The organism is Lacicoccus kunmingensis DSM 17847, from assembly GCF_059568765.1.
Genome location: NZ_JCANUC010000028.1, coordinates 1 through 23,393 on the forward strand (window position 1 = coordinate 1; position 23,393 = coordinate 23,393).

Genomic DNA, 23,393 nt, shown 5'->3' on the forward strand with positions numbered 1-23,393 from the left:
CGGTCCACCGGGCGATAAAAGAAACTGCTTAAAACCTTATGATACCAAGGGTTACAGCACATAAATAAAATTATCGCCCGGTCCACCGGGCGATATTATCTTTCATTCAATCGATACTTTGTAGATCGACCTGAACCTTCAATTTTAATCGTATTGTTATCGCGTAGCTGTTTTAATAAATCTAATGTATAGCTTTTCTGTAAATCTAAGTTTTCTTGAATTTTTGAACGTGAACTCGGACCATGTATCCTTAAGTATTGAACTATAAAGTCGGAATGATCATTAAAGTCTTCTTTATAGTTTCTATTAAATAAAACTATTTTAAATTGGTTTTCTGTAGCTATAATTTCTGGTTCTTTAAAATCTTTATAACTAGAATAAATTCTTCTTATACCTGAACCGTAATTTTCGATATACTGCATTTTATCTAGAGCATGAATTAATACAGGGTTTCTTTTAGGATTAGAACCTTCTTTAATATCATCAACAGTTAATCCATCGGGTATTGAACCAGGAGAAGAGATAGTAATTCTATCATCATAAATTTCAATTTTTATGTCCGAACTTAGTGTATAGTCACGATGTACAAAAGCATTAATAACAGATTCTCTTAAAGCGGTCTCAGGATATGAAGTGACCTCAATTCTTTGTGAGGACTTAGTAATTGTAGCAGATTTGCTATTATGAATATCAATAGTGGCAAGCACATAATCTATTTGTTTGGGTAAAGGGCCATAAAACTCTTTTTTATCTTTAAAAGAATCGATATTTATGCCATCAAACACTGCCAGTTTGATAACATTTTGATTTTCCTCACTAAGAAGATAAGCAGCGTAATTATATTTGCGGCTAGTGGTTTTTCTAAGGTTTAAACTTAATTCGTCAAATTTGATTTCTAAATTTCGAAAAACACTCTTTACATAATCAAAATTTAAATTTTGTAGTTTGGATACTTCACTATCAAAGGTGTTAGAATCATGTTTCTTAATCATTCGGTTAATTTCATCAGTACTTGCTTTGCGTTTGGTACTTCCCGATCTAATAAAAATATGATCGTAACTACTTTTTCTTTTATTTTTAAACCTGTAGGGCTTATTGTCTCCAGCTTGTATAATTAATGTTATATTAAAAAGATTACTCTCTATATCAACTAAATGTCTTATTTCGGGTTCGAATGAGTCACTAATCCAGTTTGCGAGTTTTTCTTCCCATGATTTAAAAGTACTTACCTTTTCTGGCTCTGATTCGAATTGTATAGGTTCGCCATTATCATTAACACCAAGAACAATTAATCCACCATTATCACTATTTAGAAAAGCCGTAATTTCTGCCTTAAAATCTTCATCATCATTAATTTTACTTTTATATTCAATCTCATTGTTTTCCATATTATCACCTTTTATTTAACCTAGATTTCTACAATTTATAAGCCGTGAATTTCAAGTTTAAGTTAGCCTATGGATGGCTTTTTCTCCGCCCCGAGATAGGAGGCAAATTTATACTATGAATTTTTTTGACTTTGTGTTTAATTAATCACCTTGGGAAAACGTACATGCTATGTCTAGCATCCAAGTATTTTACAATGTTAATTCGGCTTGTGGTCATATTGTATCATTCACAGCAGTTAAACTCATAGGCTATTTGTGATAAAGATCTAAATTAATTCTATTCTCCATTAGCTATGACAGCACTGCTTCTAGTAATATATAAGATTATCACTGCAGTATTGAAATGTATTTAGGAAAAGAAATACTACAGGATTCTAAAGGAACTTTTATACCCATTCAATGGACGGGGTATGTTAAGTCTTTAAATCGTTATCAAGGTGAGATCACAAAAAAGAATGAAATACAAAAGAACTTTCTGTCTTTAATCGAAAAAGGTAATACTAAAAATCATGATTGGGAAGCTATGGATCAGTTACTCATGAGAATTATTGAAGCTTGACTATAAGCATTAATTAATTGTCGAATTTGTATTAAGCTTTAGTAGAAAAACCGCATCGTAGAGTGATACGCCGAAGACTGTCATAAAAAGCTCCTAGTTGATTAGTCTCAAATATGAAAAATATTAAGAGTCATGATATAACTAAGATGAATATTTATGACAGTCAAATCTTAAATAAAAAATTAGTTGGCGTGAAGTCCGCCATCAACATACAATTCTGTTCCAGTGATCGTACAATAATTGCAATATTATCATCCATTTTAAAGAAATTCCCTATACGTTGAAGTGAATTTAATAAGTAATAATAATTACCTTCAAGTTTGACGCTGATGAAAGTCATGGACCGTCCGTCAGCACCCATTCTACTTCAGTCGAATACTCAGTGTCGGGGTTTGCATAAACCGGATTAAGCTTCAGCAATATGCCTTCTTTGCTATCCCAGGAAATCTCATGTGTGTCATCAATATCGGCGGCATTTCCTCTGGCAACTTCAACAGCATCATCTTCCAATGGATATTCAGTCCCGTTTTCTACGAAATACATCGCATTTTCCAATGTTGCTCCATTGTCATTGGAAAGCGGCTCATGAACCTGGGCAGTGAGCTGCCAGCTGCCGATTTCTTTAGTGTTGAGGATATTGATGTTCAAATCAGGGTTCTGTCTGTCCACTACAGTTTCTTCATCATGCATTTCAGTAGTTTCAAACGGTATCGTATCAGGAACGTATAAGAACTCCAATCTGTCTCCGGTAACATTTACTTCAATGATTTCAGAGACATGGTCATGATGTTCTGCCTGGAATCTTAATACATCCCCTGCCTGGAAAGGCACCTCCAGATTAAAACTGAAGTTACCTGAATCATCGCTGATAGTGGTGTCAATTACATTATCATTTTCATCATATATTGTAATAGTTGCATCGCCTAAAGTTTCCCCGGTAATTTCGGTGCTCAGATCGTTGACCGGATTGACTGACAAGTCCATCACATGATCTTCTGAATGGGCGAACATCATACGAGGCATCGTCTGTATGAAATTATCTGAGAAATTTGGTACAGGTGGTGTCATGGATTGTACTGTTGTGCCGCCTGTGTTTTCAAATGTAAATTGAGCATTTTCCATAAATGGTGTCATATGGGACGGGAGTTCATTCTGACTGTTGTCTCCCCATCCATGTATACTGACTTGCCGGACATTGAAGCTTACAATAATGCCACTGCTGAATAAACGGTTATTTGACCGGTTTATAAAATCTGCGGTTTGAGGGTCATTGATATCTACTTCCATTGCAGTATCCACCTGAAAGATATTTGCCCCGGATCCGCTCAGTACGGTATTAGCTCCTCCATTTATCGACAATGTCAGATTCCCATCAGAAGAGCCCGATGGGAACTCAGAAGTGAGCACTGCCGAATTTGAAGTAATATCCACATTTGCATTATTTCTTATGTCCAGGGCATGTTCAATATTACTTGAGCTCTCTCCACCACGGAAAAATAATGCACCGCCACTGCTCCGATGGTTAAGATCGAGAGCAGCGCCATCATGAACGACCACTTTTCTGAAAGCTAATGTGTTACTGCCATTACGTGTATTGATTGTATTTTCTCCGTAGAAATGTACTTCACCCGGCGGATTTGAGGCAATTTTGCCGCCCGTTATGAAGTTTGATGCATTAAAGGTGATGTTTTCCAAATGTAAAATACCGTCGGCATTGGAGGTTTCAAACAGCCCACCATCAATTAGACTGTTTGTTGTATAGAGATTGCTGGCGTTTCTTACGATCATAGTATTAATATCATCATTTATCACGATATTGCCAGCCCGCATTCCAATGCTGAACCCGTTTGCTTCTATGATTTTCTGGCTGGAGTCGGACCTTACTTCTCTCGCTCCGGAAGAGTTGATATGATCATCCAGTATAATAACTTCAATTTCCGGATTGTAAAGCGCACTGTTGAACGCTTCCGTCGTTCCGACTGTGGCGGTTGTGCCCTGTACTTCTTCTATTGGTGCTGCGCTCTGTCTGATAAGTTCACCAGTGGAAAATAATTGTGCATCTTCCCTGTCCTCTTCATCATCAATTTTCTGTTCAGTGTCCTCTTCTGAGTCCCGCTTTTCAGTGGCCTCATCTGTGGAATCATTTTGTGTTTCGGTACTTTCATCTGCATTTTCCTGTGCTACATCATCATTGGAATCTTCAGAGATATTTTCTTCAGATGCTTCATCCTCAGTACTTTCATTATCATCTTCCTGGGCTGCTCCACTTTCAGATTCTCCAAGGTCTTGTTCCTCAGATTTTTGTTCTTCGTTGCCATCTGCATGCTCTTTTTGGGATTCCTCTTCAGATGTCTGCTCTTCTACATTCTCTTCAGAATTCTGAATTTCGTCCCCATCTTCTTCTGCAGCGGTCTCATCTGTATTTTCCTGAAGGCCAGTAGTCTCTTCTGCCTCTTCCGAAGGTTCTTCCACTTCTTCATCCACAGTATCTTCTTCCGCTTCTTCACTTTCCATATCCTGGAGAATCTCTTCCGGCACTTCGCATTCTCCCTGCAGTTCGGATTCAATGGTCTCTGTTTCCGTGTCTTCATCGACGGCCTCTGTTTCAATTTCATGCTGCTCATTGACCAGTTTTATCTCATTGCCGGCGGAGAGCATGTCTGCTTCGATATCAAAGGTATAGGAATTGTCATTGTCGGCAATGACAATATCCCGGTACTCTCCGATTTCCAGTTCGATTTCATCTTCGGCATCGGCTTCTCCTTCAATCGTGTCATCACCGGCTTTAACAGTTTCGACGCTGAAGGACATATCCTCACAATAGTTCTCCGCTTCTTCAGCAAAGACAGTATGAAGATGAAGAAAAGCCGTGAATACCAGCAGCATTGTCATCGATATCATCAATATTTTCTTCATATTCTCCCCATCTCTATTTTTTTCTTTTTAAGAAGAGATATATTATCACAATGGCAAGTAACAGGATGACCGCAGCCATTGCCAGAATGACGTACACCATCCATGAATCGTCTTCTTCAAGTTCGACGGCTGATTCATTTGCTTCGTCTGCCGTGTCTTCGGTAATATCAAAGTCTTCTTCGAACTGCCAGTTATATTCGCCGTTACCTACATCTGCCCTGAAAGTGTAAGTGCCCGGCTCCAGTCTTTCGTTGTCGAACATGACCGGGAAATTGAACTGTGAATTCGGCGCGATGGTGAAGTTGTCTGCATCCCTTTCATAGATTACTTCTTCGGAACCCGCTTCTGAGACGGTGCCGTTAAACTCCAAATCACTGATGATGACGGGTGTTGGATTTACAAATTCCGTCTGCAGTCCTGTTCTGTGATTGACGATTCCCGGGTTCAGGTTTTCTAGCTGCAGCTCTGGTTCGATTTCTGTATCATTACCGGATTCGGTAATCTGTACAGCTAATGCATATGAGTACTGGTTCTGTATTTCAAGTCCGCTGTCTTCTTCTGGCACATCCGCTTCGAGAGTGAAATAAAGTCCGCCCAGAATGACACCGTCAAACGGCTCATCAGGTGCCTGGACATTCAATATCACCTCTTCCCGGCTGTTGGCGCCGACCTCGACCTCTTCCTGGCTGATGGATGAGATTTCATCGAATGGGCGCTGCATGGATTCATGCGGTTCTTCAGTCATGCCATCGTAAGTGATGATGCCGTTACTGTTGGTCGTTGCAAAATGGTTGGTTACATTCACTGTGATCGTTTCATTGGAAGTGTTATGTATGATGACTTCCAGGTTCTGACGCTGATCTTGATCCATTTCTATATCGAAGTATGTAGCATTTTCATTAATCTGATTATCGGGAATGACAGCTTCCACTGAATAAGGGACGGTGCCGTCTTCTGCAGAGGCACTAAGTGGGATGAATAATGTCAGGGCACAGGCGATGAAAAAGCCCGTTACTTTTCTCATGAAAATACACCTTTCTCTTTCTAAAATAAAACACCCCGAGTCGATTGATTTCGAGGTGTTCAGTTCATTAATTGTCTTATGAGCCCGGTCCGTCTGTCAGTGTCCAGTTGATTGTTGCCGTATGGTCTCCCCTGGTGGCAGATGAAGCCGGAATATCCAAAGTGACGTTTTCATTCGTCGTTTCTTCATTTTGCGATAACCATCTGATTACCCAAGTGCCAAGACCTTGTGCTTCTTCCAGTGTTCCGCCTCCTGCGCTGGCCACATTGACGTCAGTGTTATCAGTAGGCAGGACGATGGACTGTGGTACAACAGGTTCTGCAGTTGATGAAGTGGAATCTGCATCACCGTTGTTTAAATTGATTGTTGCACCCGGCAGTGTCTGTGTACCTTCACTTTCGAACGGAGTGACCCGGGCCGTCACGTTCCATCCTTCACCCGGACCCCTGCGGTCAGTGACCTGGATATAAGGAATATCTGTTGTAGACTCATATGAACCGCCGTCTAAATCCACTTCATGGGAGCCGAAGTCGATATTTGAAACGAAGTCCAGTGACAATGCGTCTGAGTCTCCCGTAATGTTGCCTAGCTGCTCGGCTACTTCTTCATCAAGCGGCTCGCTCGGATCCATGGGGTCGACCGGTCCAACCGGACCATCAGGCAGGGTGAAGGTCACCGTTGCATCTGAATCATATGTACCTTCTGCGTGTGTGACATCGGTATTAAATGCTGCTGTAACGATAAGACTGGCTCCAAGAACGTAAAATAAAGATTTCTTAAATTTCATCTTTGCCTCCATAGTATTTTTATTATACGTACACTATACCACTAAAATATGTAAATGATATTAAAATTTGCTCGCTTTTGTGAAACATTTTTGTCATTTCATGTATAATTTCATAATGAATAGAAATGTGAAGAAGATCACAACTACAATGAAAAGACGTTTTTTTGATATTCTATAATAAGAGCTCTATCCAATGACAGAACGGAATCATAAACATTGTCGGCATGAGAGGAGGCAGTGCTGTGGTTACACATGAAAGAATGGAAAAGAGAAATCTGGCCATCATCGGCATCGTCACGAAGAAAATCATGGTGGTCCCATGTGTTGTGAAGACCTCGTTATAATGCTGTGCATTCAGAAAGTTTATTTCTGGAAATGCAAGTTGAACACGCACCATCATTGATATTGAAAAGCAGATAGAAAAAACCGCATCATAAACTGATACGGTTTAGTTTTATTGACGGATAATCCTGATATTCTCCAGTACATCGATTTTATTCCAAAAATCATTATAATTATTATAGAAAATATTTTGTTTTGCATATCCGTGTGTAGCAATACGGTATTCTCTTTGAGATTATATAAATAAGGTTTGTAGAACACTGTATCTAATGCATGATCGATATCTTTAAAGCTATTGAACAATGGATGTTCATTCTCAAAATATTCAACAGGTTGCATTTTACAGTAGATCAACTCTTCTTCTATCAAGTTCTCTTTTACAGTTTCGATAAAAGGTTTTGGGTTAAATGATACGTAAATGACTCTATCTTCCGAGTAAATGGGTAGAGAATCAATATAGGAATCTTTTAGCTTATATTGTCCGTCTTCGGCTAGTTCTATATCATCTAAGGTAATAATTGTTAAACAGTGTATCTTTATTTTATCAATATCATTAAACCATTTCGAGTGACGTAATGATTTTAAACCTTTTAGTTGATGTACTTCATCTTTTCCAACAACCTGAAAAAGCACTACATGATCATTGGAGTCTTTCTCATGGTAAACAATACCTTCGTCAGTATCTTTAATTAATTTATCTGTAACACCTTCATCTTTATAATAATTTAGATTTTGCATAAAAAGCTTACCTTCTTCAAAATCTGAAGTAAATTCTGGTAATACATATTTTAAGAAGCCAATTATATTCATTATGACTCTCCTCATTTATAAGGGTACGATATATTGGTGTATATCGTACCCTTTAAAAAATTATATGTTACTTGCCATTAATTCTGCTTGTTCAACTACATTATCAACTGCTATCTTCTGAAGATCCGGTGGATAGCCATACTTCTTGAGTAATCTTCTCACCCTACCCTCATTTTAGCTTGAGTACTTTCTCGCTTATGCTAATCAACACTTATTTGTTTAATTGCATATGAAGTTATCATTTATAAATTAAACATGTGATTCTGTTAGTTCTAAAAATTCTTCAATATCTTTATGCACTGAATCCAGTGCTTCTTGCCAGAAGTCTGGTTTTCTTAGGTCAACATTTAAGTGCTTTTCAGCAAGGTCTTCTGTAGTCATACTCGCAGTATCGCGAAGAAGTGCAATATAGTCATCTTCAAGTAACGTATCGTCTTCTAAGAAACGCTTGTATATACCTAAGCTGAAAAAGTATCCAAATGTGTAGGGGAAGTTATAGAATGGTACACCTGTAATATGAAAATGTAACTTTGTTGCCCAGAACATTGGATGGTATGAACGAAGTGTATCTTGATAGGCTTCTTTTTGTGCTTTTTCCATCAGTTCTTGCAGTCTGTTGCTGTCTACAGTTCCTTGTTGGCGTTCATCATATAAATTGCGTTCAAAGATATAGCGGGCATGGATATTCATCATAAAAGTCGCACTTCTAGCAATTTTTTCATCTAGTAAGTTGATTTTTTCTGCATTGGATGTTGCATTTTCAATCGTTGCGTTTGAAACGACAAGTTCTGCAAATGTAGAAGCTGTTTCTGCAACGTTCATTGCGTAACGTTGGTTGAAGAGTGGTAAATCACGCAGGACATAACTATGGAATGCGTGTCCGAGTTCATGTGCGAGTGTTGACACGTTGCTTGTGCTGCCGGCAAACGTCATAAAAATACGTGACTGTTTAGATTCAGGAAGATTTGAACAGTATCCACCTGGGCGTTTTCCTGGACGATCTTCCGCTTCAATCCACTGTTCTTCAAAAGCTCGACGTGCCATTTCTGCCATTTTTGGACTGAATGATTTAAAGTTATCGATAATAAATGTTGCTGCTTCATTGTAAGTATACCGCTTGTTCGTATAATCACCCACGTCAACACTTGCTGTAACATCGAGCCATCCTAATTGATCAACACCAATTAGTTGTGCCTTTCGTTCAAAGTACTTTTTGAAAGGTGTTTTATTTTTTGTAATAGTATCCCACATCGTATCGAGTGTTTCTTCCTCCATACGGTTGTAGTCTAGTGGTGCTTTCATATAATCTTTATAGTCGTGAAGTTCATAGTCGTTTAAACGGAATCCTGATAAATGATTTAGCGTTGTAGAGAATAAATCAGCTTTTTCCTCCCATGTTTCTTCCCAAGTTTTTAAAAGTTTTTCACGTTGTTTTGGATTTTCTTCTGACTTCATCTTGTTTTCAAATTGACCGGCTGAATAATAAACGGTTTCATTATCTTCAGTTACTGGAATTTGTATAGAAGCGACGAGTTGGTTGTACATATTATTCCAGCCCTGTAAGCCGTCTAGTGATAAATGATTGATGATTGTTTCTTCTTGGGTTGATAGTAAATCTTTTTCTTTTTGTCGTATTTCTTCTAATGGGAAACGCATCGGTTTAAAGAAATCTTGCTCTAACAGCTTGCTAAATTGATTTTCAGTCAGTGCACTGATCTTTTTATTTAAAATAATATTCTGTGATGAGAGGTCTTTACGTAAGTTCGCAACCGCATTTAAATTCTGCATTGCTTTTTGATCAGAAACATCTGCAGATACTAAACCATTCGCAAAACTCCCCATCTCACCAAGCACGTTTGAAATTTTTTCGTAGTGTTGTAAGATCCCCTTCAGTGACGTAAAATCATTTGAATGTTCGTCCAGCTCCCAATTATCGAGCTCGTGAGAAAAAGCTGTAATACTATCTCTTACTTCTGATAATCGTTTTTGGAAAGCTTCAGATCCACTTCCACCAGGAAACACACTCTCCATATCCCATTTTTCTTTGTAGTTCATCAATTACCTTCCTCTCTAAATTAAAACTGTATTTATTTTTATCATACAGGAAATGAATGTAGAGAAACATTAATCACGTTAATATACATTAATAGTCCGTGCCTGCACCTATGTTAAACGATAAAACAGGAACAATATTTGTAGAATTTAAACTAATGAGAGAAAGCGATTTTAATTAACACAGCAAGAGTTAGGATTGTAGATGAGATGACTCTTGTTGAATAATGTATCAAAAAGACGGGGCTAATTTAAATTAGCTCCGTCTTTTCTAAGTGCTTATTTTTCGAATACTGCATCAACAACTTTTTCTGATGATCTTCCATCATCCCAGCTGCAGAATCTTTCATAAAATTCGTTATACCGCTCTTTGTATTTCTCAGTAACTTCATCGATATTTTCAATCGCATTCATTATGTCATCATTGTTCATGAGCAATGGGCCTGGCAGTTCCGTCTCCATGTCGATGTAAAAACCGCGCAGCTGTCCCTGGTACTTTTTAATGTCGTAAGTAAAGAACAGTATCGGACGTTTCAGGTTGGCATAATCAAAGAATACTGATGAATAATCAGTGATGAGAATATCAGACATCAAGTACAGTTCACTGACGTCACTGTATTTTGAAACATCGTATGCAAAATCTTCTAAGCCTGTTAAGTCGATGTTGGAGGCAACAAGGTAATGCATTCTGAGCAGGATGATATACTCATCTCCAAATTGTTCTTTCAGCCTGTGAAGATCGAGTTTCAGATTGAATTTGTACTTCCCAACTTTGAAATATTCATCATCGCGCCATGTAGGTGCGTATAGAATGACTTTCTTATTAGTTGGTATCTGGTTTATTCTTTTCAGTCTGCTGATGATTTCTTCATCATTCTGGTTTGTTAAGATATCATTTCTTGGGTACCCGGTTGGAAGCATTGTATTATTGAACCAAAACGCTCTTCTGAAGATTTCAGCAGAATACTGGTTAGGTGCAATCAGATAGTCCCATTTATTAGTTTCATGGTTAAAGTTTTTCTTATACCTTTCAGCATTTGTACCTGGCATATGAACATTGTCCATGTCGCCGGCAAGTCTTTTAAGCGGCGTACCATGCCAAGTCTGAAGATATGACTGTTCGTCCCTTTTGATGTATTTGTTTGGCATTCTTACATTGCTGACGATATATTTTGCTCTTGCAAGATAGTAATAATATTTGAGTGAGAATCGTTTAACAGTTTCAGGGTTCCCTGGTATCTTGGACGGCTCGTTCATAACCCATACGAATTTATAGTTACTTTTGTTCTTAAGCATGTATTCATAGATATATTTAGGACTGTCAGAATAAGCTTTACCCTGAAAGCTCTCAAAAAGAACAAGATTATCTTTGATATCTAAATTATTAAATACACGTTTATAAAACAATTCTTTTCGGCCTTTTCTGGAAGTAATGCCATTTTTAATGTCTCTAAGAAAATGGTTGAAATTGCTTAGTTTCCGGAAGTTGTTTATCTTGTTTGATTTTATTGCTTTGACATCATTTTTTAGAATAAAATCTTTGTTATTCAGTCGATCCGGGTCAATTTTATTTATACTTTCCACAAGGCCGGCAAAATAATAATCGATGGTAGTATCATCTTTAAATTCGGTCACCAAACGTTTTCTATAGAAGTTAAGGAGTTTGTCATCCAGATATTTTTGCCCTTCCTCACTCAAATCATCTGTTCTCAGCTGGTTATAGACACCAAAGAGATCAGGTGTAAGCTGTTTTAGGGGAGACTGTCTAAGAGACGGGTTATTAATTGGATCGTTTCCTCTTCTTCTGAAATAGATCGCTTCGTAAGAATAAGGTATTACTTCAACTTCTTCCATCAATGGAATCATGAATGTAAGATCCGAATAAGTTTTGAATTGTTCGGAAAACCTTAGATTCATGCTGTCTATGAACTTTTTTGAAATCAGGTAGTTGATTGCTGACTCTGTTCTGAGTAAGTCGTGCCTGTTGTCTGAATACATCTTTATTTCATTTGTACCGGGTAGTATGATGGCAAAACTGGTGCTGAAATCCGTCGATTTCATTCTTCCTCGGATTATCGGAAATTCTCCGATATTATCATGCAGCAGCTGCAGTATGTTTTCGGATACATAATCGTCGCTGTCGAGGAAATATACATAATCGCCTTTTGCTTCTTCAATACCAATATTGCGTGCAGCACCTACATAAATATCTGCGGGTGTATTAATAAATCTGTATCTGTCATCATCCAGGTATTCATCATTAACCACTCTTTTTAATGCATCTATATCTGAGTGGAGTACCAGTACTTCAAAATTTGTGTATTTCTGGTTTTTTAATGATTCTAAAGCAGTATTTATATATTTTTCATTTTTTTCTGCTGGAGTGATTACAGAAATTAGGTTATTCATGATTATTGTTCCTTTCTAATCCTTAAAGCAGTTTATCTGTGAGAGAAAACCATAGTTTCTGATAGATTTCTTTGCTAAATTTCGTTTGTATTGTTTTATCTGCTTCATTTCCCATATCTCTTGTTTTTTCAGGGTTTTTCAGCATTTGTATGATTCTTTCTGATAATGCTTCTATGTCATTTTTTTCTATGAGGAAACCATTTACTCCGTCCTCAATCATATCAGATGGACCATACCTTATATTATAACTGACGACTGGTGTTTTATTTGCCATGCTTTCCATGACCGCAAGGGAGAAACCTTCAGCGTTGGAAGTTAGAACAGATAAAGCGCCGCTTTGGTATATTTTCCCTGGATTCTGAGTATATCCCTTAATCAGCACGTTATCACCGAGCCCCAATGTTTCTATCATGCCTGCATATTCTTCTTCTTTATCCCCGGAGCCCCAGATTTCTAATTTAGCCTCAGGTACTTCCGCGATGACTTTTTTGAATGCCTTAATGGTATGGTCTATGTTTTTAATACCTGAAAATCTTGATACGATGACAACCTTAGACATGTCTCTTTCACTGCTGTCTTGCTTCATATTGGTAAAAATAGATTTTAACCCTTTGATTTTAGAAACATTAGCATCATAATAGTTTGGCACCACATAAACTTTGTCCTCATGTCCATAACGGCTGACTATATCATGTTTCTGTTTTTCTGTAAGAACGATAAGCGCATCGACACTTTGTATATTTTCTATTGCAAAGCCATTTCGTTTATTTAGTTCGGAATCAGGATTATCTGGATTTGTAAGGTGATTGCTATGCATACGCAGTGCTTTTGTTGTGTATGAATGTTTCAATTTAACAAGCAGTTCGTCAGTGCTGCGTGTATCAGAAATGGCCATTACTCTTGAATTCGATTCGTTTAATACACTTTTCAACCAGTAGAGTTTATGGGGCACAGTGTTGCCAGTTGTTTCACTAATGACTTCATTATTTTCACCGAAATGGATAATCCGGCTAATTTTTCCAGTGGAAGGCTCACGCCAGAAACTGAAAATGGCCTTTCCTCTTTTGTCGAAGAACACTTGCTGTCTGAACTTGTTTTCTTCATAGCTGAAATACTGTACTCTGCTTACCTGTCCGTAATAATTATAATTCTCTCTTCTCACCCTGTAGCGGCTTTCATTGAAGTAGTCTATGAAGTCGAGAGTGTCATCATCCCGGAGAGCGATATATTTTTCATATATACCATTGTATAAAGTCTATAAGCATTGTGGTTCTTTCTTTGTGCTATGGCATAGCTTTTTTCATAATCGGAAAGGTTTACTTTCAATTTACGGATATTAACCTTATCTTTATCAGTGTATAATGCCAGTTCTTCAAACATATTACGTATGACAACTTTTTCGCTGACCTTGCCCATTTCTTTGAGCTTTTTACAGATTATCGGGAAACGTGGTTCATAGTGGAATGTCAGTATCTGGGTATCATAACCGGCATCAGCAAAAGTACTGGCCTGCCGCAGAGATGCATGCGTGAGTCCCCCCCTATTTACATCTATGGAATTAAGTAGAATAATAATCCTGGGTTTCATAAAATCATCCTTATCTGATTCTCATTCATTAGAGTACTATTATATTACTTTGAATCTATAACAAAAGAAAAGCCTTGCGTACATATATTTACTTAAATACAAGCTTAACGAATTGTGCAGCCTTAAATTATTATTTTAACATGTATAGACTACATACCCTTAACTCTCCCATTTACATTAAAAGATAATATTAATTATGGATATGAGATCTTTTTACTAGTATTAATAATATTCAGGCTAGATACTTACATCTGGAAAATTTATGAATGAATTTTGATAAATGACAATGGATATCCTTTTGGTAATATACTGAATGATATAATCAAGTCAAAGTAAACTAGGAGATTTTTTATGAAGGAAAGATACAAATCTAAAATGACTGTAATTATACTTTTCATTCTGATGCTGATCAGTATAGCTTTACTCATTGTATTTATTATGATGGCCGCAAATAATCTTGAAGAGAATCAGGGGGGGGACTTCTGAAGTACAATCCTTAATTGAAGCACAAATAAGTTCTGATGATATTCTCCCTACTTCAACGAAACGTGTAAATATTAGTGAACAAAAGTCATCTGATCAAAGACGGTTAGATGAATTTTTTTATTTTAATACTCAATTTACAAACTGCTAATTGTTAGTATTTTTAACAAGTATGAACAGTAACAAATCTGAAACAATAAATTATCTTTCTATCAAACGGTGCTTTATGCTGAGAGTATCTCATTATAATGAAGTACATTAAATTAACAGATAATAAAATTTATAAAGGAGAACTAATTGTAATGACAAAACATATACCATTAAATGTCCTTGAACTTGTGGGCATTTCGGAAAACCAGACGGTCAGGGAAGCGATTGAAGCATCCTTGGACAATGCCGAACTTATTGATAAGCTTGGATTCAAAAGGCTCTGGTTCGCAGAGCACCATAATACAAAAAATCTCGCATCCGCTGCGACGTCCCAGCTGATTGCGATGGCTGCAGCGCGGACTAAAAACATTCGTGTCGGATCAGGCGGGATTATGCTGCCGAACCATTCACCACTTCAGGTTGCTGAAAATTTCGGTACGATTGCACAGCTCTATCCGGACAGAATTGATCTCGGGCTCGGTCGTGCACCGGGTACCGATCAAAGAACATCTCAGCTGATTACACGTACCAGCAGTGATGCACAAAACTTTGCAAACTCTATTTATGACCTTATCGGCTGTTTCAGTGAAGAAGGACTCGGTCATAGTGTTCCAGTGACTTCTACAGTCGGTACAGGTACGAATATTCCGATATGGGTATTAGGATCAAGTATGAACGGCGCATCAATTGCCGGACAGCTCGGACTGCCTTATTCTATTGCAACGCACTTTACACCCGATGATTATAAACAGAAAATTGATATGTACCGTTCGGCATTTACGACAGATTCGCCGACTTCTCAGATTGATGAACCTTATGTCATGGCAGGGATTAATGTCATTGTGGCACCGACAGATGAGGAAGCAGAAAAAATCTGGACAACAACGACACAGATGATGGTGGATATGCAGACCGGCCAGCAGCGTAAACTTCAGCCTCCTGTGGATCCTGAACAATTAGGAACAGAAGACCAAAGAAAAATGATGGATGCGATGTTCAGCCTGAAAGCCGTTGGTTCACCTGAAACAGTCAGAAAAAAACTGGAAGAATTTACGGAAGAAACCGGAGCAGATGAACTGATTATTGTGACTTACACTTACGATCCGGAAAAAAGGAAACAATCGATGGAACTGCTGGCAGACCTGTGGTTCTAGATAACATGAAAAAGCTTCTAACCTGTTGATAGGGGTAGAAGCTTTTTAATTTTTAACATTCAATTTTTGAATCATTAAAAATTCATCATCGGAACGGATAATTAAATTTTCCCGGTCTGTTGTAAAGTGATCGATATAGGACAAAATCCTGGCTCCTGAGGTTACTGTTTTAGTATGGATTTTGACTTCATCCTCATTTAAATGCTCATTTATAATCAATTCCGCCTTCATAACCATCCCCCTTGTCGTTAAAATTCTTAAACACAGTATATAACGAAAAACGGTATCTAAAGGTAATTTTTTCGTGAGCGGTTATTTGTCGTTCGTAAGAGGTAAAAAATTATGAATAATATAAAAGACATAAAAAAAGACCGCCCAAAAGGACGATCTTCTTTCTTATTGTTCGCTGAAGAAAGTGTAGAGTGCGGAAAGTTCTTCGTTATTGATTTGATCTTCGCTGTAAGCTGGCATCTGTCCACTACCGTTTCTCACGGTTTCTTCGAATTCGTCTTCGCTGAGGCTAGTGCCTGCAAGTGCTGGCCCAACAGCACCTGAGAAGTCTTCACCATGACATGATGCACATGTGCTCTGTGCGATACCTTCAGCATCGACATCTCCACTTGAAGCACCGCTGTCTTCTTCTGTTGCAGGTTCATCGGTACCTTCGTCTTCGCCGCCTCCGCAAGCACCGAGAACGAGTACCATAGAAAGACCGCTGGCCATTAGAAATTTCTTCAAATTCATAAACTGACCCCCTAAAATTTGTAATACTATTACATACCCAATATATCATAACTTTAATGAGGTTGTAGAATCACCAGCAATCAGCTGCTTGGTATTACATACTCTTTATAAATATAAAATTCAATTTCTTCACTTAATCTATTTATTTAAACAGCTTAGTACGCAGTCCATCCGCCGTCTACTGCAAGGACCTGTCCATTAACGAAGGAACCTAAGAAGACCGCTGCTTCCGCAACTTCTTCCGGCTCCCCTGCTCTTGGATTAAGTGACATGCCCTGACTTTGACGGTGAGCTCCAAACTCACTCATATTACTCATTGATGAGCCAATATTTGTTTTTACCGCACCGGGAGCAATTCCGTTACAGCGGATGTTTTTATCTGCATACATAAATGCAGTATTTTTCGTTAAACCGACCACTGCATGTTTTGATGCGGTATAAGCCGCCCCTGCACGTCCGCCGTACAGTCCGCCTGCTGAAATATTATTGACGATCGTTCCGTGTCCTTGTTCTAAGAACAGGTTGACTGCTAAACGCATCGATTTCATAACTGCGGTCGTATTTACGGCAAATAATTTTTCCCATCTGTCGTTTGAAACTTCACCTACGGGCTCCATACCGTCCATAATACCTGCATTATTAACTAAGATATCCAGCTGCCCGAAGTTCTTTTTCGTTTCTTCGAATAACTGTTCAACTTCTTCTTCTGCAGAAACATTCGTTTTAATTGCGAAAGCTTCCGCACCATTAGCTTTAAGGTTTGCTGCAACTTCCTCCGCACCTTCTATGTTTAAATCAGATACGACAACTTTAGCACCTTCTCTTGCATAAGCTTCTGCGATTGCTTTACCCATACCTGATGCTGCACCTGTAACGATGGCAACTTTGTCTTGTAATCTCATTTTGTATCCTCCTTCTATTGTACAACTGTCTATTATTTATTATAATAATGAAAGTAAACGCTTTCAATAATCAAAAATCTGATAACTGTTCACTAATGGACGGAAGTATAGAATGTTGTTCAATAAGAGATGAAAAGATGTCCAAGCATGATTTGCGCATTGTTAAAACTAAAGAAGCTCTGCATCGGGCCCTGCTGCAGTTATTAAATGATAAAGATCTCGGCGAAATTTCTATAACGGAAATTTGCAAACGAGCTAAAATTAACCGCGGGACTTTTTATTTACATTACGGGCAAATTGAAGATGTATTTGAGGAATATTTTAAAGAGATAACATTAGATTTAGCAAATTCCTATAAAGAACCCTATCGCAAGGCAACGATTTTAAAAGTGAGCGAATTAGATTCCTCGACAATTCGTATCTTTCATCATATTGAAAAATATAAATCTTTCTACGAAATTATTTTCTCAAGAAAAGTGCCATTAAGATATTACTATATGTTGTTTGATGAAATCGATAATTTATTTCTGGAAGATATGGAAAGTCAGCAGCAGGATGGACTGAATAATGAAATGTTTGCGGCATACCAGTCGAATTCTATTATCGGCATGATTATTAACTGGTATAAAAATGATTTTTCTTATAGTGCAGACTATTTGAACGACCAGTTGGTAAAAATTTTGAATATTAACAGGAAGTAATTAAAGCAGGTTAATCAGATTGCATTGATTAGCCTGCTTTTGATATTTATTTACGGTAGATTAATAAAAACTCAGTAAGCCTCTTGTTAGACATTTAAACATCTGAATATCCAGTACATAATTTTTGAATGCGCTTACATGTAGTGATACTATTTATATTAAGAAGTGTTTATCTGTCATGCTGGCCACAAGTAAATTTAAAATAATCAATACAGGGAGGCTTCTGAAAGTAAAATGAAACGGAAAGCAGAATTTGACTATATCGTTATTGGTACAGGAGCAGCTGGAAGTACAGTAGCAGGTCGTCTGAGTGAGAATCTAACGTTTCAGTATTAGTTCTAGAAAGCGGCGGCAGTGACCGTGATCCATTGATTTCGATTCCAAAAGGATTTTACTTTCTTTATGGTGGTAAAAGACATTCATTTTATTATTCCACACTGCCTGTGGGACCATCACAGAATATTGAAATGTGGCAGCGCGGGAGAGTGTTAGGCGGATCTACAGCTATTAACGGACTTCAGTATGAACGCGGAACACCAAGTTACTGGGATCGGGTTGCGGCCAGAGGAAATGAAGGCTGGGGCTGGTCAGATATGGTGACCGCCTTCCGGGCACTTGAAAATCATGAACTGGGTGCCGGGGAAACCAGAGGCAAAGGCGGACCGCTTCATCTTCATGTAAGCCGGGAACCGGATGAACTTAATGAAGCGATTTTCAGTGCGGCAGAGAAATGGGGATTGGAACGTGTTGAGGACATCAACAATTCCAGTAAAGAACGTATCGGCTATATTCCAAATACTGTGCATAAAGGCAGACGCGTGACCGCGGCTAACGCTTTCCTAAAGCCTGTTTTAAAACGCGATAATTTATCTTTAGAACTGAATACTCATGCCGGCTGGATTCTTTTTGATAACGACCGGGCAGCTGGTGTCCGGATCAAACATAAGAATGGAAAAGTTCGTGATGTTTACGCTAGAAAAGAGATAATTATATCTGCGGGTGCTATAGAAACACCCCTTCTGCTGGAAAAATCCGGAATCGGAAGTGCTGAAGTGCTGTCGAGGATTGGTGTTCCAGTCCGCTCGGAGAGCCCAAATGTTGGTGAACATGCTATTGAACAGCGGCAAGTCGCCTATCAAGCGAAAATTAATAAAAGAATCGGCTATAACAGCCAGCTCTCCTCCACAATGCGTCAACTATTCAGCGGGAGCAAATATCTGCTGAATCGGAGAGGTGTCATTGCAAGTGGAGGTTATGATATCGGAGTTTTCTTCAAATCCGATGCGAGTCTCGATCATGCAGATATTTTAGGTATCTTTAATCCATTATCTTTGGATTTATCGGCTCCGGCTTTAAAAGTATCCAAAGCACCCGGTTTTTCTGCAGCAGGAATGTTATTACATCCAACGACAGAAAGTTCAGTCCACAGCAGCGGATCCCAGCCGGAAAATCCGCCAATAATCGACTCTCATTACCTGGAAACAGAATATGACCGAAAGAGTACTTACGAAATTCTAAAAGGTCTGAGAGCAATTGCAGAACAAAGTCCGCTGGCAGAACTTATTGAAGCCGAAGAATCTCCAGGACCTCAAGTGCAAAGTCCCGATGATGTTATCAATCATGCATGGCTCAGCGGGCACATACTTCATACGGTGGGGACATGCAGAATGGGCCCGAATAATGAAGATGTGGTTGATTCCAGATTGAAAGTACGCGGTGTAAAAAATCTGCGTATAGCCGATGCCTCAGTACTGCCGATTCAACCGGGAAACACTATGGGGCCATCGATTGCTGTCGGCTGGCGTGCTGCTGAATTTATCCGGTCAGATAATGAGTAATTAAAATGTGATTATTTTTAATATATAAAAGTGGTTTAGACAAAAATTTTGGAGCAATAAGAGAAATGGCTTGGAAATCTTGATTTTAAGATTTCCAAGTCTTTTTTTATAGTTTTACAGAATGAAGTATATTAAAGACGGATTGTCAGGCAAGTTTACAGTCATTAAGGCAATACTTATCTTCTTAGGCTTGGTATGACAGAATCTCATAAGTATCCCAACACCATCTTCAAATTTTTTACTCTCCTTCTCAATCATTTATTTTTATTGATTTGTAAATTAGTGATAAATTTGTTATGCTATATTTAATTTAGGGTAACCTAAATATTAAATTTGGTTATTCTTATTTTTAGTTGCACTGAGGAGGTAAAAGTTTGAAAACATCACTTGAAGTCAAAAATTTAACTGTTTCATACTCAAATAAAATAGCTTTAACAGATGTTAATTTTTCTATGAGAAGCGGAAAGTTAGTAGGAATTATCGGACCAAACGGCTCTGGTAAATCTACTCTTATGAAAGCTGTGCTTAATTTAACAGCTAAGGATTCAGGGGAAGTCAGAATAGAGGAAAAACCTATTGAAAAAGTACGGGAAAATATTGCTTATATTCCTCAAAGATCAAATATAGACTGGGATTTTCCAATTTTAGTGAGAGATACTGTTTTGCTCGGCACTTATCCGAAGCTCGGTTTGTTTAAACGCCCTAAAGCAAAAGAGAAAAAAATTGCAGAAGAAGCGTTAAAAAAAGTTGGAATGGAAGATTTTGCTGATAAACAAATTGGTGAACTTTCAGGCGGACAGCAGCAAAGGATTTTTCTGGCCCGAAGTCTGGCACAAAATGCAGATATTTTCTTTATGGATGAGCCTTTTGTCGGCATAGATATCCACAGTGAGGAAATTATTATAAATATTTTAAAAGAGTTAAGAGATCAGGGGAAAACTCTCTTTGTCATTCATCATGATTTAACTAAAGTCGAGGATTACTTTGATGAATTAATTTTAGTGAATAAGGAACTGGTGGCAGCGGGTGCTGTATCCGATGTATTTACGCCTGAACTAATGGAACGGACCTTCAATGCGCCTCTAACTGTTTTAGAAAATATGGGTGGTAAATTATCATGACTTTTTTAAATGATTTAATGGTTTATGAATACTTGCAAAAAGCTCTAATCACTTCGATTATGGTCGGTGTTATTTCCGGTGTTATAGGAAGCTTTATCGTACTCCGGGGCATGTCTTTAATGGGTGACGCTATCTCCCATGCTGTTCTGCCGGGTATTGCGATTTCTTATATGCTTGGAATTTCTTATTTCTACGGCGCTGTTGTAGCTGGAGTTATTGCAGCACTCGGGATTGGAGCGATTCATCAGAACAGCAGAATTAAAACAGATGCTTCCATCGGTATCGTCTTCTCTACTGCACTGGCGCTCGGTATTATCTTAATAACAAAAGCTCAAAGTGCGACAGATCTGACGCAGATTTTATTCGGGAATGTGCTGCACGTCAGAACTTCTGATATGTGGATTACAGCAGGTGTCAGCGTGTTCGTTCTTGCTGTCGTTGTTATGTTTTATAAGGAGCTTTTAATAGCTACTTTTGATGAGACAATGGCCAAAGTTTACGGATTAAATACACGATTTATTCATTACAGTTTGATGGTGATGTTAACACTTGTGTCGGTGGCTTCCCTGCAGACAGTCGGAGTGATACTGGTAGTGTCTCTTCTAATAACACCTGCATCCACTGCTTATTTATTAACGAACAGATTGCCTGTAATGATTGTTATGTCTGCATCTTTTGGTGCAGCTGCTGCAGTGGTTGGCATTTATTACAGCTATAATCACGATCTGCCGTCAGGACCTGTTATTGCGATTGCCTCAGCGATTCTCTTTGTATTAGTATTAATGTTTTCACCTAAGCAGGGTCTTATCTGGCCGCTGCTACGAAAAATAAAAAGAGCATAATTAAATAAAAGATAAAAATTAAGGAGAGAATTGAAATGAATAAAAGAATAACGTATGTAATGAGCCTGCTGCTGGCTGTACTCACTCTGGCTGCTTGTACAGGCGGAGACAGTACAGCTAATGATGAAGCAGAAAATGATAAATTAGAGGTTGTGACTTCATTTACTATCCTGGAAGACCTTGCGAGCGAAATAGGCGGAGATGATGTGAATATCCATAACTTAGTGCCTACAGGAACAGACCCGCATGAATACGAGCCGCTGCCGCAGGATATGAACAAAGCTACTGATGCAGACCTTCTTTTTTATAATGGTTTAAACCTTGAAGGCGGAGATAATGGCTGGTTCCATAAAATGATTGAATCTGTAAACCAGGATACGGATAATGTCTGCAATCTGACAGATCGTATTGAACCGATGTATATCACAGGTGACGAGGGACAAGATGAAGAAATTAACCCCCATGCTTTTATCAGTCCTAAAGCTGGTATAAAAATGGCGGAAGATATGCGGGACTGTTTTATAGAAAAGGATCCTGAGCATAAGGAAAATTACGAAGAGAGAGCAGAAGAATATCTCGCACGCCTGACAGAGATTGAAGAAGAGTATCAGCAGAAAATAGATGATATTCCTGAAGATGACCGTATTCTTGTAACAAGCGAACGTGCATTTCAATATTTAGCCGATGATTACGGCCTTGAAGAAGGATATATTTGGGCAATCGATACTGAAGAAACGGGCTCTTCTAAACAAATTAATTCACTTGTTTCCTTTATAGAAGAGAATGATGTACCTGTGCTCTTCATCGAGTCAAACGTCGATAAGCGGCCGATGGAAACAGTATCCAGCCAGACCGGAGTACCGCTTTCCAGTAAACCAATATACTCTGATGAAATTGGAAAACCAGGAGAAGAAGTGGACACTTATATTAAATATTTAAATTATAATATTAATCTGATTCATGATGAATTGAGCGGTAATTAACTAACTAAGCGATAAGCTCTGGAAAATACTCCGGGTCTTATCGCTTATTTTTATTGGTACCATCTTCATGGTTATCTCAGATAAAAATAGGATATCGTTGACATTTTGTCAACGGTATCATATATTACCTAGTAGATTAATTTAGATTATTTTTAATTCTAAAAGTTTTAACTGTGGAGGCATATATATGAAATCTATTGGGAAATTACTCAACATCCTCAAGGAGAGTTCTAAAAACGTAGATTTCACTATAATAATTACATATACCTGAATTATTCATACTTTTAAACTAAACGTTCAATCTCTACAAATTTTCACTGATGTTTGTTTTTCTTGGTACAAAACGTGCGAATATGCCGAAGTATTGTCGGTGATAATGAAAAAGCATTGAAAACTGGAGACTGAGGCTCATTTTGGACAGACCCCTCCCACAACCGGAGACAGTATCTTTAAAAACTATGTAAGGACTACTCTAGTTGTAACGTCTGTACCCGCCGGAGTACTTTCCAGAAAAACGACTGATACACAAAGCTCGAAGCCAGTTTGAAGTACAGCCGACGGCCGGATTTGACGACCCGGCTGGCCACTTTGATGATGCGTG

At 38.2% G+C, this 23,393-nt stretch carries 19 protein-coding genes and 2 pseudogenes; 7 read left to right on the top strand and 14 right to left on the bottom strand.

The window, feature by feature from the left end:
* Window positions 1-95: 95 nt before the first annotated feature.
* A complete protein-coding gene (locus BO48_RS15495) occupies window positions 96-1,388 on the bottom strand; it encodes an ATP-binding protein (RefSeq protein ID WP_496368850.1) in 1,293 nt (430 codons plus the stop codon).
* 343 nt (window positions 1,389-1,731) lie between these two features.
* Between BO48_RS15495 and BO48_RS15500 the strand changes: the two genes are divergently transcribed.
* Entirely contained in the window at window positions 1,732-1,947 is a 216-nt protein-coding gene (locus BO48_RS15500; protein ID WP_496368852.1) for a hypothetical protein, read from the top strand.
* Between the two features lie 336 nt (window positions 1,948-2,283).
* Here BO48_RS15500 and BO48_RS15505 read toward each other — a convergent pair whose 3' ends face one another.
* The 10 genes and pseudogenes from BO48_RS15505 to BO48_RS15550 all read right to left on the bottom strand — a co-directional run bounded on the left by BO48_RS15505 (window position 2,284) and on the right by BO48_RS15550 (window position 13,874).
* Entirely contained in the window at window positions 2,284-4,863 is a 2,580-nt protein-coding gene (locus BO48_RS15505) for an Ig-like domain-containing protein (RefSeq protein ID WP_496368854.1), read from the bottom strand.
* A gap of 13 nt (window positions 4,864-4,876) precedes the next feature.
* The gene (locus BO48_RS15510; RefSeq protein ID WP_496368856.1) at window positions 4,877-5,887 is read right to left on the bottom strand and encodes a WxL protein host-binding domain-containing protein; all 1,011 of its coding nucleotides are present in this window, start codon (window positions 5,885-5,887) and stop codon (window positions 4,877-4,879) included.
* A 76-nt stretch (window positions 5,888-5,963) separates the two neighbouring features.
* Window positions 5,964-6,674 carry a WxL domain-containing protein gene (locus BO48_RS15515; RefSeq protein WP_496368858.1) on the bottom strand — a complete coding sequence of 237 codons (711 nt, stop codon included), beginning with the start codon at window positions 6,672-6,674 and terminating at the stop codon, window positions 5,964-5,966.
* Window positions 6,675-6,921: 247 nt separating this feature from the next.
* Window positions 6,922-7,077, bottom strand: a pseudogene (locus BO48_RS15520) (cbb3-type cytochrome c oxidase subunit I); the annotation flags it as partial.
* Window positions 7,071-7,826, bottom strand: a complete 756-nt coding sequence (locus BO48_RS15525; protein WP_496368860.1) for a hypothetical protein — start codon at window positions 7,824-7,826, stop codon at window positions 7,071-7,073. The gene BO48_RS15525 and the pseudogene BO48_RS15520, both read right to left, overlap by 7 nt.
* Before the next feature lie 60 nt (window positions 7,827-7,886).
* Window positions 7,887-8,023 (bottom strand): annotated as a pseudogene (locus BO48_RS15530) (type I restriction enzyme endonuclease domain-containing protein); the annotation flags it as partial.
* A gap of 52 nt (window positions 8,024-8,075) precedes the next feature.
* Window positions 8,076-9,881, bottom strand: a complete 1,806-nt coding sequence (locus BO48_RS15535) for a M3 family oligoendopeptidase (protein ID WP_496368862.1) — start codon at window positions 9,879-9,881, stop codon at window positions 8,076-8,078.
* A 276-nt stretch (window positions 9,882-10,157) separates the two neighbouring features.
* Window positions 10,158-12,287: a bifunctional glycosyltransferase/CDP-glycerol:glycerophosphate glycerophosphotransferase gene (locus BO48_RS15540; protein WP_496368864.1), complete on the bottom strand. Its 2,130-nt coding sequence runs from the start codon at window positions 12,285-12,287 to the stop codon at window positions 10,158-10,160.
* 22 nt (window positions 12,288-12,309) lie between these two features.
* The gene (locus BO48_RS15545; RefSeq protein ID WP_496368866.1) at window positions 12,310-13,449 is read right to left on the bottom strand and encodes a glycosyltransferase; all 1,140 of its coding nucleotides are present in this window, start codon (window positions 13,447-13,449) and stop codon (window positions 12,310-12,312) included.
* A 26-nt stretch (window positions 13,450-13,475) separates the two neighbouring features.
* Window positions 13,476-13,874 carry a hypothetical protein gene (locus BO48_RS15550; protein WP_496368868.1) on the bottom strand — a complete coding sequence of 133 codons (399 nt, stop codon included), beginning with the start codon at window positions 13,872-13,874 and terminating at the stop codon, window positions 13,476-13,478.
* A gap of 785 nt (window positions 13,875-14,659) precedes the next feature.
* On the opposite strand from BO48_RS15550, the gene BO48_RS15555 reads away from it, so the two are divergent.
* Window positions 14,660-15,661 carry an LLM class flavin-dependent oxidoreductase gene (locus tag BO48_RS15555; protein ID WP_496368870.1) on the top strand — a complete coding sequence of 334 codons (1,002 nt, stop codon included), beginning with the start codon at window positions 14,660-14,662 and terminating at the stop codon, window positions 15,659-15,661.
* A gap of 45 nt (window positions 15,662-15,706) precedes the next feature.
* Here the strand turns inward: BO48_RS15555 and BO48_RS15560 are convergent, their stop codons facing one another.
* From BO48_RS15560 to BO48_RS15570, 3 genes are all read right to left on the bottom strand, one after another.
* Window positions 15,707-15,892 carry a hypothetical protein gene (locus tag BO48_RS15560; protein WP_135097372.1) on the bottom strand — a complete coding sequence of 62 codons (186 nt, stop codon included), beginning with the start codon at window positions 15,890-15,892 and terminating at the stop codon, window positions 15,707-15,709.
* 165 nt (window positions 15,893-16,057) lie between these two features.
* The gene (locus BO48_RS15565; RefSeq protein ID WP_496368872.1) at window positions 16,058-16,405 is read right to left on the bottom strand and encodes a c-type cytochrome; all 348 of its coding nucleotides are present in this window, start codon (window positions 16,403-16,405) and stop codon (window positions 16,058-16,060) included.
* Window positions 16,406-16,560: 155 nt separating this feature from the next.
* Entirely contained in the window at window positions 16,561-17,307 is a 747-nt protein-coding gene (locus tag BO48_RS15570) for a glucose 1-dehydrogenase (RefSeq protein WP_496368874.1), read from the bottom strand.
* Window positions 17,308-17,444: 137 nt separating this feature from the next.
* Between BO48_RS15570 and BO48_RS15575 the strand changes: the two genes are divergently transcribed.
* The 5 genes from BO48_RS15575 (at window position 17,445) to BO48_RS15595 (ending at window position 22,792) form a co-directional block, all read left to right on the top strand.
* Window positions 17,445-18,008 carry a TetR/AcrR family transcriptional regulator gene (locus BO48_RS15575; RefSeq protein WP_496368884.1) on the top strand — a complete coding sequence of 188 codons (564 nt, stop codon included), beginning with the start codon at window positions 17,445-17,447 and terminating at the stop codon, window positions 18,006-18,008.
* A 368-nt stretch (window positions 18,009-18,376) separates the two neighbouring features.
* A complete protein-coding gene (locus tag BO48_RS15580; RefSeq protein ID WP_496368876.1) occupies window positions 18,377-19,846 on the top strand; it encodes a GMC family oxidoreductase in 1,470 nt (489 codons plus the stop codon).
* 374 nt (window positions 19,847-20,220) lie between these two features.
* Entirely contained in the window at window positions 20,221-20,967 is a 747-nt protein-coding gene (locus tag BO48_RS15585) for a metal ABC transporter ATP-binding protein (protein ID WP_496368878.1), read from the top strand.
* Window positions 20,964-21,809 carry a metal ABC transporter permease gene (locus BO48_RS15590; RefSeq protein WP_496368880.1) on the top strand — a complete coding sequence of 282 codons (846 nt, stop codon included), beginning with the start codon at window positions 20,964-20,966 and terminating at the stop codon, window positions 21,807-21,809. Before BO48_RS15585 ends, BO48_RS15590 begins: the two co-directional genes overlap by 4 nt.
* A gap of 35 nt (window positions 21,810-21,844) precedes the next feature.
* Window positions 21,845-22,792: a metal ABC transporter solute-binding protein, Zn/Mn family gene (locus BO48_RS15595; protein WP_496368882.1), complete on the top strand. Its 948-nt coding sequence runs from the start codon at window positions 21,845-21,847 to the stop codon at window positions 22,790-22,792.
* The last annotated feature ends 601 nt before the right edge of the window (window positions 22,793-23,393 follow it).